The organism is Micrococcus sp. MS-ASIII-49 (assembly GCF_000946635.1).
Classification (GTDB): domain Bacteria; phylum Actinomycetota; class Actinomycetes; order Actinomycetales; family Micrococcaceae; genus Micrococcus; species Micrococcus luteus.
Window position 1 is genome coordinate 1 of record NZ_JXSP01000083.1, and the last position, 10824, is coordinate 10824.

Annotated in this window: 8 protein-coding genes; 3 read left to right on the top strand and 5 right to left on the bottom strand. The window is 73.1% G+C overall.

The annotated features are described in order from the left end of the window. Positions 1-55: 55 nt before the first annotated feature. Positions 56-1324 (bottom strand): phosphatidylserine/phosphatidylglycerophosphate/cardiolipin synthase family protein, encoded by a 1269-nt coding sequence (locus tag SJ20_RS06140; protein WP_044659305.1) that lies wholly within the window; start codon positions 1322-1324, stop codon positions 56-58. A gap of 24 nt (positions 1325-1348) precedes the next feature. Next, on the bottom strand, positions 1349-2323 hold the full coding sequence (locus tag SJ20_RS06145; protein ID WP_036316197.1) for an acyl-CoA thioesterase: 975 nt from the start codon (positions 2321-2323) through the stop codon (positions 1349-1351). 120 nt (positions 2324-2443) lie between these two features. On the opposite strand from SJ20_RS06145, the gene SJ20_RS06150 reads away from it, so the two are divergent. Together SJ20_RS06150 and rlmC are read left to right on the top strand one after the other, a co-directional pair. Continuing rightward, the gene (locus SJ20_RS06150; RefSeq protein ID WP_020628173.1) at positions 2444-3052 is read left to right on the top strand and encodes a HEAT repeat domain-containing protein; all 609 of its coding nucleotides are present in this window, start codon (positions 2444-2446) and stop codon (positions 3050-3052) included. Positions 3053-3062: 10 nt separating this feature from the next. Next, on the top strand, positions 3063-4274 hold the full coding sequence (rlmC, locus tag SJ20_RS06155) for a 23S rRNA (uracil(747)-C(5))-methyltransferase RlmC (RefSeq protein WP_044659306.1): 1212 nt from the start codon (positions 3063-3065) through the stop codon (positions 4272-4274). A gap of 16 nt (positions 4275-4290) precedes the next feature. On the opposite strand, the gene SJ20_RS06160 is transcribed toward rlmC, so the two are convergent. Next, positions 4291-4881: a hypothetical protein gene (locus SJ20_RS06160; protein ID WP_036316210.1), complete on the bottom strand. Its 591-nt coding sequence runs from the start codon at positions 4879-4881 to the stop codon at positions 4291-4293. 286 nt (positions 4882-5167) lie between these two features. On the opposite strand from SJ20_RS06160, the gene SJ20_RS06165 reads away from it, so the two are divergent. Then, positions 5168-8545, top strand: coding sequence for a beta-phosphoglucomutase family hydrolase (locus tag SJ20_RS06165; RefSeq protein ID WP_044659307.1), 3378 nt, complete (start codon positions 5168-5170; stop codon positions 8543-8545). Positions 8546-8673: 128 nt separating this feature from the next. Here the strand turns inward: SJ20_RS06165 and SJ20_RS11590 are convergent, their stop codons facing one another. Together SJ20_RS11590 and SJ20_RS06175 are read right to left on the bottom strand one after the other, a co-directional pair. Continuing rightward, on the bottom strand, positions 8674-10023 hold the full coding sequence (locus SJ20_RS11590) for a sensor histidine kinase (RefSeq protein WP_052833439.1): 1350 nt from the start codon (positions 10021-10023) through the stop codon (positions 8674-8676). Continuing rightward, the gene (locus tag SJ20_RS06175) at positions 10020-10685 is read right to left on the bottom strand and encodes a response regulator transcription factor (RefSeq protein ID WP_044659308.1); all 666 of its coding nucleotides are present in this window, start codon (positions 10683-10685) and stop codon (positions 10020-10022) included. The genes SJ20_RS11590 and SJ20_RS06175 overlap by 4 nt, the downstream gene beginning before the upstream one ends. Between the last annotated feature and the right edge of the window lie 139 nt (positions 10686-10824).

Below are 10824 nucleotides of genomic sequence, written 5' to 3' on the forward strand. Positions count from 1 at the left end.
CGCTGCGGATCGGGCGTCAGAACTGCAGAAACGTCTGGCTCAGCGCCCGGGGTCCTCAGAGCAGGGGACGCAGTGGTACCAGCAGGGCCTCGACCACGCGGGCGAGGCCGTGACGGTCCTCCCAGCGCGGGGTGTCGATCCGGACGGCCTGCTGGGCGTCGAGAGCGAAGATCTCCTCCATCCGGGCGGCGAAGTCGCGGTCCACGACCACCACGTTGGACTCGTAGTTGAAGCCCAGGGAGAGGCGGTCGACGTTGGCCGAGCCCACGGTGGACCAGATGCCGTCCACGGTGGCGGTCTTCGCGTGGATCATGCTGGCCCTGTACAGCAGGATCGTGATGCCGGCCTCGAGCATCTTCCCGAAGAAGCCGCGCGAGGCCCAGTCCGCCACGATGTGGTTGGAGTCCTCCGGCACCATCACCTGCACGTCCACCCCGCGCCGGGCCGCGTGCAGCAGCGCCTCGAGGACCTGCTGGTCCGGGATGAAGTACGGCGTGTTGATGAGGATGCGGTGCTGCGCCCGCTGGATGGCGTCGAGGTAGCTCAGCCGGATCGGGTAGACCAGGAGCGGCGGCTGGTTCGCGGCCACGGTGACGCGCGGGTCCCACGTGTCCGGGGGGCGCCAGGACATCTGCTCGCCCGCGCGGTGGTGGGCGTTCCACTTGATGGAGATCGACTGGCCCAGCGCCCACACCGCCGGGCCGCGCTCACGCACGTGGGTGTCCCGCCACAGGCGGGCGTAGTCGTCGCCGATGTTGAAGCCGCCGGCGAAGCCGACCTCGTCGTCCACCACCATGATCTTCGAGTGGTTGAACCCGCTGTGCCGGACCACGCCTCGCCAGATCGGGCGGGCGAAGGCCGGCAGCCGGAACACGTGGATGCGCGGGTCCAGCTGACGGTAGAAGCGGGGCGGGACCACGAGGTTCCCGAACCCGTCGTAGGAGACGTAGACCTCCACGCCGCGCGCGGCCGCCCGGTTGAAGGCGTCCATGAACCGCTGGCCCGTGGGGTCGCCCTTCCAGATGAAGGTCTCGAACTTGATGATCCGCTGCGCTCCGTCGATCGCGGCGATCATCTCCTTGTAGAGGTCCTCACCCGAGGTGAAGATGCGCAGCTCGGAGCCCTCCACGTGGGCGTCGAACACGCCGGGGTTCGGCGCGGGTCGGCGCACTCGGCCGCCGCGCTTGACCATGTCCACGCCGGTGAGCCCGGCGGCGACCGTCAGCGGCAGCCCCACGAGACCGACGCCCGCGGCCACGGCCGCTCCCCGGAGGAGACGACGGACCGGCAGGCGGGACAGGGACGGCAGGGACGGTCGACGCATTCGCTCAGTCTACTCAGGGCCCCGTCAGCGCGGATCGGTCGAGCGGCGCATCTCGGTCCAGGCCGCGCTCACCTCGGAGCGCATGCGCACGAGTTCGATCGCCGTCTCCTGCAGCCTCCGGGCGCTCTCGCTCTCGGGGATGTACTGCCGCACCCGCTGGGCCTGGTCCTCCGCGGAGACGTCCACCATGACGGCGATCGAGTGCGCCACCAGGCGGGACTCCGCCCCGGTGCGTCGGCTCGCGTAGACGCGCAGCGCCACATGCATGGACCGCTCCGTGGTGTTCACCAGGAGGGCCTCCACGCGCACGAGGTCGCCCACGTGGATGTTCCGCACGAAGCGCACACCGCCGCCGAACACCGCGACCACGGATTCATGTCCGGTCCAGCGGGCGGCGCAGACGGCGGCCGCCTCGTCCACCCAGCGCAGGATCGCGCCCGCGTTGATGGTGCCGCCCACGGTGGCCTCCGCGTTGGGGGCCAGGAACGCGAGGGTGCTCATCTCCTCGGGGGCCTCCCCGGGCGCGGGGAACGGCAGTCGGGCCATGCCGCGCTCGACGGCGCGGCGGGCCACGGTGGAGCGGCGGGCCTGTTCGTCGCGCTCGATCTGGCCGGGGGTCGAGGGCTCCCAGACCGGCACGGTCACGGGCACCCCGCCCTCCTCCGCGGCGTAGACCACGAGGGACGAGGTGGCGACCACGGGGTCGCCGTCGTCGTCGCGGATCTCCGGCAGCAGCAGGCGGGTCTGGACGTGCACCTCGGCGCCGTCCGTGTGGACCACGCGCGCCTGCACCACAGCGCGGCGGTCCACCGGCACGGGGTGCCGGAACTGGGTGTGCCCCATGTAGCGGGCACGCACGAACGTCCCGGCCCAACTCGCCGCGACGGCGTAGCCGGCCTTCTCGATCCAGGAGATGACGGTGCCGGCGTCCACCAGGCCGGTGGGATGATCGAAGCTGTCCGCCCGGAATTCGAGGGCGAGGGCTCCGGGGGGTCTCATGCCGTCGAACGTATCACCCGAGTCCGGGCCCTGTGCGGCCGGTCACGCCCCGTCCAGGAGTCTGCGGGGAACCTCCCGGCCGCGCCCCAGGCGGGTCCGCGCACGGGGGACAATGGACCCATGACCGCCTTCGACCGTCTCCCCCTGCCCGCGGAGCCCCAGACTCCGCACGACCGCCTGCGCCGCCGCACCGAGGCCGCCGTCGCCGAGCGCGGGGAGGCCGCCGTCGCCGGGCTGGCGGTGCGCCTGATGACCGGCGCGGCCACTCCCGATGACGTCACCTCGGGCGCCGCCCGCGCCCTCACCGGCGACGACGGCGACCTCAGCCCCGCCGCGACCGGCGCCCTGGCCCTGATGCACGCGTGGCACCGCAGCGCGCTGCCCGCCCTGACCGGGGCGCTCACCGCCCCCGAGGCGGACGTCCGCTCGGCGGCCCACCTCGTGCTCGCCTCCCGCGCCGGCTCGCTGCGCCGCGATGCCGCCGTCGACCGCACCCTCGTGGACGCGGTGCGGGCCGGCTGTGCCGACCCGGACCCGGAGGTCCGCGCGTCGGCCGCGTCCGCGCTGGGCGCCCTCGCCCGCCCCGAGGACCTCGAGTCCGCCCTGCCCGTGCTCACCGGCATGGTGATGGACGTGGACGCGGACCTGGCCGCGGCCGCCGAGCTGGCCCTCGAGCAGCTCGCGATCCGCCTGGACCGGCCCGGCCTGCGGGTCAGCCTCGAGGGCTGAGGCGACGCCCGTGCAGTGCCCCCACTTCGACGTCGGCGAGTGCCGTTCCTGCCCGCTGATGGGCGTGCCGTACGCCCGGCAGCTCGCGGACAAGCAGGCCGCGGTCCTGGCCGCCCTGGCGGACGCGGTCGACGCGGACACGGTCGTGGCCGAGCCGTTCGCCTCCGCGGAGGCCGGGTTCCGGAACAAGGCGAAGCTCGTGGTCACGGGGTCGGCGGCGGCGCCGCGGCTGGGCATCCTGGACCCGCGGCAGCACCCCCGCCATCACGACGGCGCCGGCGTGGACCTGCGCGACTGCGGCCTGTACGAGGCCGGCATGGAGGGCGTGTTCGAGGCGTGCGCGGCGGCGGTGACGGCGGCCGGGCTGGAGCCCTACGACGTCGCCGCCCGCACGGGCGAGCTGAAGAACGTGATCGTGACGCTCTCCCCCGACCGGGAGGCGATGGTCCGGTTCGTGCTGCGCTCCGCCGACCGGCTGGACGCGCTGCGCGCGGCGGTGCCGGGGCTGCTGGATGACCTCGCGGCGCGCGGGACACCCGCCGCCGTGGTGAGCGCGAACCTGCTGCCCGAGCACGTGGCCCTGCCCGAGGGCGACGAGGAGATCGTGCTCGCCGGCGGGCCGACCCTGCGGATGGAACTGAACGGGATCGGCCTGCGGCTGCGCCCGCAGGGGTTCTTCCAGACGAACACCGCGGTGACCGAGGGGCTGTACGCGACGGCGGCGGCGTGGGTCGCCGAGGCCGGCCTGCCGGCGGCGGCGTGGGACCTGTACTGCGGGGTGGGCGGGTTCGCGTTCCACCTGGCCCGGGCCGGCGTGCGAGACGTGTGGGGCATGGAGTCCTCCGCCGAGGCGGTGGCCGCGGCCCGGGAGACGGCCGCGGAGCTCGGCCTGGCCGACCGGGCGCGCTTCTCCGCCGGCGACGCCACCTCCGCGCTTTCGTTCGAGAAACGGCGGGCTCCGGAGGCGCTTTCGTTCGAGAAACGGCGGTCCCGCCCGGACGCCGTCGTCGTGAATCCGCCGCGGCGGGGCATCGGCGCCGAGCTGGCCGACGCGCTGGAGGACTCGGGCGCGCCCACCGTGCTGTACTCGAGCTGCAACCCGACGACGCTGGCACAGGACCTGGCCCGGATGCCGAGCTATCGGGTGGCGCGGGTGCAGTTGTTCGACATGTTCCCGCAGACCCGGCACGCGGAGGTGCTCACACTGCTGACCCGGCGGTGACGGGGGCCGGGGCGCGTCACCGCGGGCTCCCCGCCCGACGGTTCCGCTTCTTCAACTCGACGAAGACCTGCAGCAGCGTCAGAGCCGACGGCGCGAGCGCGGGTTGCGTGAGCACGAGCGGTTGCGCACGGGTCAACCCGCCACCCTGCAACGGCCGTCCCGAGTCCCACCGGTTGGCCTTGCGCAGACCACCCTCGTTCCACAGCCGCTCGTCCACCTTGAGCGCCACCTTCATCGTGTGCTCCGACTCTGGCGCCACAGCACGGACTTCCTTCACGTCCGCCCAGTCCACGGACCAGTCCCGCGTCCACACCCGTCGCTCATCGAACGTGACATGCCGAGGCCGGAACAGACCCATCGTCGCGGCGGGAAGCACCGCCAACGCCAGCGCCAACCCGATGAACGACGCCACACGCCACACCCCGAACCCGGCCGAGACATCCTCCGGCGGCCGGAAGATCACCCACACGAACACCGCGATGCACACCACGACGATCAGCCACAGGAGCAACCACCGCGCCGGACGCACCCGCGCCTGCACCGGCAGACTCGCCAGGATCTCCTCCCGCGTCGCCTTCTTCCGCAACCGCGTCGGCTTCGCATCCATCACTTGCTCATCATCCAGTTCATGAGCCCTTCGCCCCCCGGCCATCTCCGCCGAGTGTGTCCTGCTCGTTCCCGGGCCACGCTTCCGGCGCGCGGGGGCACACGTCCGCCCCGTCGGCACGACCCTATTCCCGGAACCCACCGCGCCGCAGCGACATCACCGCAGCTGAGAACCGCTGTGATGTCGCTGCGGTGCGGTCGGCCGGAACGACGGCGCGCTCGCTGCGGTGAACATCGCCGCGGCACTCCCCGTGCGGCCCCACTTCCCCGCCCGTAGGCTGGTTCCCATGTCGCAGACGCTCACCCCCGCCGCTCCGCAGGACCTGAACGCCCGCCGCCACCGGCTCCGCCGCTACCGCGCCGTCATCTTCGACATGGACGGGGTCATCACGGACACCGCCGGCGTGCACGCGCAGGCGTGGAAGGAGCTCTTCGACGGGGCGCTGCCCGCCGTGGGCGCGCTGCCCGCCAACGCCGCCGTCGTCGCCGCGGACCCGGACGTGCTGCGTCCCTTCGACGCCGCCGCCGACTACCTGCACCACGTGGACGGGCGCCCCCGCGAGGACGGAGTCCGCACGTTCTTCGCCTCCCGCGGCCTGCAGGTCCCGGAGGCCGACGCCCCCGAGGCGGACGCGGCCCCGGAGCTGACGGTCCTCGCCCTCGCCGAGCGCAAGCAGGGCTACTTCGAGCAGGTCCTCGAGCGCGACGGCGTCCGCGTGTTCCCGGAGGCCCAGGACCTCCTCGAGCGGCTGCGGGCCAAGGGTGTGCCGGTCGCACTGGTCACCAGCTCCAAGAACTCCCGCGCCGTGCTCACGGCCGGCGGCGTGCTGGACTTCTTCCCCGTGATCGTGGACGGGAACACCGCCGTCGAGCGCGGGCTGCCGGGCAAGCCGGACCCGGCGATGTTCTGGGAGGCCGCCCGCGAGCTGGGCGTCGACGTCGCGGACGCGATGGTCCTCGAGGACGCCGTCTCCGGCGTGAAGGCCGCCTCGGACGGCCGCTTCGGCCTCGTGATCGGCGTGGACCGCGAGCCCGAGCTCGGCAAGGGCCGACTCAAGGCGGCCGGCGCCCACCTGGTGGTCCAGGACTACGGGACCCTGCATCTGGAGGACCGCACCACCACCCCGTTCGACCCCGCGTGGGTGCTGCGCTGGGACCGCTTCGACCCGGCCTCCGAGGGCACGCGCGAGGTGCTGTGCACCCTGGCCAACGGGTACTGGGGCACCCGCGGCGCTGTGCCCGGCACGCACATCTCCTCCGTCCACTACCCCGGCACCTACATGGCCGGGGTGTTCAACCGGCTGACCTCGATGGTCCAGGGCCGGGTCGTGGAGACCGAGCACATGGTCAACATCCAGGACTGGACCCCGCTCGTGGTGACCCCGCGCCACGGCCGCCCGCTGCTGCCGGGTGAGGAGAACCTCGTGGAGTACGGCCAGGAGATGGACCTGCGCCGCGGCGTGCTCTCCCGCACCATGACCTTCGAGGACGAGCAGGGCCGGCGCACCACGGTCCACACCCGGCAGTTCACCTCGCTGGCCAACCGGCACCTCGCCGCGATCGAGCTGACCGTGGTGGCGGAGAACTGGTCCGGGGACCTCACGGTGCGCTCGAAGATCGAGGGCCGCGTGGCCAACCTCAACGTCTCCGACGACCGCACCCTCGCCAACCAGCACCTCGAGCCGGTCCAGGCCCGGGAGATCGACGGCGAGACCGTCCTGCTCGAGACCGCCACCAACCAGTCCGGCATCCACGTGGCCATGGCCACCCGCACCCGCCAGGTGGCGCCGGTGGGCCACCACGAGCCCATCCGCCGCCCCGTGGACGGCTCGGACCTGGTGGTCGGCCAGGACATCCTCCTCCACGTGGACGAGGGCGTGCCGCTCGTGCTGGAGAAGATCGCCGCCGTCGCCACGAGCCACGACCACGCCAACGCCTCCGTGTGGGAGTCGGCGGTGAAGGACGTCCAGCGCGCCCAGAACTTCCGCAACCTGCTGACCCTGCACGAGCAGCGCTGGGGCACCAACTGGGACCGGTTCTCTGTGCGCATCGACCTGGCCGAGCCGTACCGGCATCAGCGCCGCTCCACGGCGGCGGAGGCCGGCGGCGAATACGCGCCGCCCGTCGTCGACGCCGGCCACTCGGCCCCGGTGGGGTCCGCGGTCCCGATGGGCAAGGACGGCGCGTCGCTGCGCCAGCAGCTCGCCCTGAACCTGCACACGTTCCACGTGCTCCAGACGGCCTACGGCCGCCGCCGGGATCTGGACGCCTCCGTGGGGGCGCGTGGCCTGCACGGCGAGGGCTACCGCGGCCACATCTTCTGGGACGAGATCTACGTCTACCCGATGCTCACGCTGCGCCGCCCCGAGATCACCCGGGGCCTGCTGATGTACCGCTACCGGCGTCTCAACGAGGCCCGCGCCAACGCCCAGGCCGCGGGCTGGGCCGGCGCCATGTACCCGTGGCAGTCCGGCGCGGACGGCTCCGAGGAGACGCCCACCGAGCTGTGGAACCCGCGCTCGCGCATGTGGATGCCGGACAACTCCCACAACCAGCGGCACGTCTCCCTGGACATCGCCTACTCGGTGCTGCGGTACATCGAGATCACGAAGGACACGTCCTTCATCTCGGACTACGGCGCGGAGATGCTCGTGGAGATCTCCCGGTTCTTCATGTCCATGACCCTGCACAACGCCGTCACGGACCGCTACGAGATCCACGGCGTCATGGGCCCGGACGAGTTCCACGACGGCTATCCCGAGACCCCCGGCTCCGGCCTGCGCAACAACGCGTACACGAACGTGCTGACCTCGTGGGTGCTCGCGGAGACCGCCCGCCTGGTCCGCTGGCTGGACACGATCGACGACGGCCTGCCCGAGCTCATGGAGATCTCCGAGGAGGAGATCGAGCGCTGGGAGGAGGTCAGCACCCGCCTGACCGTGCCGTTCTTCGAGGAGGGCGAGGAGGCCGGCATCCTCGCCCAGTTCGAGGGCTACCAGGACCTGCTCGAGTTCGACTGGGAGGCCTACCGCGCCAAGTACGGGAACATCGGCCGCATGGACCTGATCCTGCAGGCCGAGGGCGACGCCACCAACCGGTACAAGCTCTCCAAGCAGGCCGACACCCTCATGCTCGGCTACCTGTTCTCCGCCGAGGAGCTGGACCGGATCCTGCGCCGCATGGGCTACGAGCTGCCGCAGGAGGCGTTCGAGCGGATGGTCACGTACTACGAGGCCCGCTCGACGCACGGCTCCACGCTCTCCCGTCTGGTGCACGCGTGGGTGGCGGCCCGCACGGACCCGGACCGGTCGTGGGACCTGTTCACGGAGGCCCTCGAGTCGGACCTCTCGGACACGCAGGGCGGCACCACCAAGGAGGGCATCCACCTGGGCCTGATGGCGGGCACCGTGGACACGGTGATCCGCTGCTACGCGGGCCTCGAGACGCGCGACGACGTCGTCCGGCTGCACCCCCGCATGCCCGCCCAGCTGCCCGGCGCCCGCTTCACCATCCGGTTCCGCCAGCAGCCCGTGGTCATCCACATGACCCAGCGGGAGGTGACGGTGGCCGCGGGCGAGGGCATGTGGCACGACGTGCCGATGATCATCGCCGGCCGCGAGCACACCCTCTCCCCCGGCGACAAGCTGACGGTCCCGCTGGACTGAGGGCCGCCGTCGTCGGCCACCCCACCCCGTCCCTTTGGGGGCGAAAGTGGGCGGTATCCCGCGCGGATACCGCCCACTTTCGCCCCCGGACGCGGGAGGACGCGGGAGGACGCGGCCGCCGCCCCGGCTCAGCGCAGCGGCAGCTCGGCCCGGACCACCCAGCAGCCGCCCAGCGGGCCGGCCATGAGGGTGCCGCCGAACACGGCCACGCGCTCGCGCATGCCGGCCAGGCCGAAGCCGCTGGCCATCGCGACCACCACGCGGTCCCGGCGGGGCTCGCCCTCGTCCATGGGGCTGGCGATGCACAGCACGAGGCGGTCCGCGCCCTCGAGCTCCGAGGTCAGGCGCACCGTGCCGCGGCGCGGAGCGTGCTTGAGGATGTTCGTCACCGACTCCTGCACCACGCGCAGCACGGTCAGCTCCAGGGAGCGCGGCAGCTCCTCCAGCTCGGTCAGCGAGCGCTCCACCGCGAACCCGGCCGCGTGCAGGCGGGCCTCGAACTCGTCGAGGCGGGCCGGCAGGTCCACGACGGCGTCCCCCTCCGCCGTCTGCGCGTTGCGGGAGGAGCCGCGCAGCGCGGTGAGCATGCGGCGCAGGTCCACGAGGGACTGCCGGGCGGCCTGCTCGATGGCCTTCTCCGAGGCGGCCCGCTTCTCCGGGTCCCTCTGGGTGGGCAGCATGGCGGCCTGCATCGAGATCACGGTGAGCCCGTGCGCGACGACGTCGTGCAGCTCCGCCGCGATCCGCTGCCGCTCGGCCTCCGCCGCGCAGGCGGCGGCCTCCTCGGCCCGGCGCAGGGCCGCCTCGCGGTCCCGGGCCCGATGCCGGGACCGGCGGATCATGAAGGCCGGCACCGCCACGCACAGCGCGACGATGAGCGTGACGACCATGACGCCCTTGAGGCTGTCCTCGTCCGCCCACGTGCCGTCGGTGAGGGCCTCGCCCGCGACGGTGAGCAGGATGAGGGCGCCCAGGGCGAACCAGACGAACACCCGGTGTGAGTACCGCGTCACCATGGCCGCGCCGAGGATGACCCCGCCGCTGAACGCGTGCGGGGTGAGGTGCGCGTGGTCCGCCTCCACGAGGCCCGCCAGCCCGAACGTGCTCCCGAGCAGCACGAACACCGCCGCGAGGGTGGGCTGCCACCCGAACAGCAGCGTGACCAGCACGCTCGCCAGGAACAGGACCCAGCGCAGGAGCGGCTCCCGCCGCTCACCCGTCAGCCCGCCGTCCTCCTCGAAGATGGCCGCGAGTTCGGGATCGGCGCTCAGCCCGGCCGCCACCATGGGCCCCAGCACCAGGGTGAGGATCTCCCCCAGCACCATGAGCCCGACGATCACGTAGAGGACGATCCGCATGTGCCGGGAGACGGGCTCCGCGCGCAGGATCGCCGGCAGGCGGGAGTCCAGGGGCGAATCGGCGGGTGGGCGCGACGTCGCCGTCGTGGGCCGGGCGGGGGCGGGCGCCGCGGTGCTCATCCGATGTCCACGAGGCCCGCGCGGGCGGCGCGGATGAGGATCTGCACGCGGTCACGGACCTGCCACTTGTCCAGGACCTTGCCGATGTGGGACTTGACCGTGGCCTCCGCGAGGAACAGGGCGCCGGCGATCTCCGCGTTGGAGGCGCCCTTGGCGAGCTCGCGGACCACGTCCAGCTCGCGCTCGGTGAGGCGCTCGTGCGGGGCCAGGGGCTCGGCCGGGCACGGGGCGGCGTGTTCGGGGGCCGCGGTGACGGCCTCCACCAGGTCCGCGGCCACGCGGGCGGAGAACACGGCGTCCCCGGCGTGGACGCGGCGGATGGCGTCCACCACCTCGGCCGGCGGGGCGTCCTTCACGAGGTAGCCGGCGGCGCCGGCGCGCAGGGCGGGCACGAGGTACTGCTCGGAGGAGAAGGTGGTGATCGCCAGGACGCGCACGCCCGGGGCCTCGGCGGAGATGCGCGCGGTGGCCTCGACGCCGTCCATGCGGGGCATCTGCATGTCCATCAGCACGATGTCGGGGGCCAGCGTGCGGGCCGCCTCGAGGGCCTGGACCCCGTCCTCGGCGGAGCCGACCACCTCGAGGTCCTCGGCCTGGGCCACGAAGTGCTCGAGGGCGGTGCGCATCAACGCCTGGTCGTCGGCCACGACTACTCGAATCATGGCGTCCAGCCTAGGAGGCGCACAGGCCGCCGCGCGTCCGCCGAAGGTCGACGTCGGCCCCCGCCTCGGGGCGGACCGGGCCGGCTCCCGCGCCCGGCCGGCCACCGCAGTCCCGGCGCCTCCGTGGGCAGAACCCACA

Excerpts from the sequence above, each read along its gene's own strand:
- SJ20_RS06140 (WP_044659305.1), bottom strand. The coding sequence starts at position 1,324 with ATGCGTCGACCGTCCCTGCCGTCCCTGTCCCGCCTGCCGGTCCGTCGT.
- SJ20_RS06145 (WP_036316197.1), bottom strand. The coding sequence starts at position 2,323 with ATGAGACCCCCCGGAGCCCTCGCCCTCGAATTCCGGGCGGACAGCTTC.
- SJ20_RS06150 (WP_020628173.1), top strand. The coding sequence starts at position 2,444 with ATGACCGCCTTCGACCGTCTCCCCCTGCCCGCGGAGCCCCAGACTCCG.
- SJ20_RS06160 (WP_036316210.1), bottom strand. The coding sequence starts at position 4,881 with ATGGATGCGAAGCCGACGCGGTTGCGGAAGAAGGCGACGCGGGAGGAG.
- SJ20_RS06165 (WP_044659307.1), top strand. The coding sequence starts at position 5,168 with ATGTCGCAGACGCTCACCCCCGCCGCTCCGCAGGACCTGAACGCCCGC.
- SJ20_RS11590 (WP_052833439.1), bottom strand. The coding sequence starts at position 10,023 with ATGAGCACCGCGGCGCCCGCCCCCGCCCGGCCCACGACGGCGACGTCG.
- SJ20_RS06175 (WP_044659308.1), bottom strand. The coding sequence starts at position 10,685 with ATGATTCGAGTAGTCGTGGCCGACGACCAGGCGTTGATGCGCACCGCC.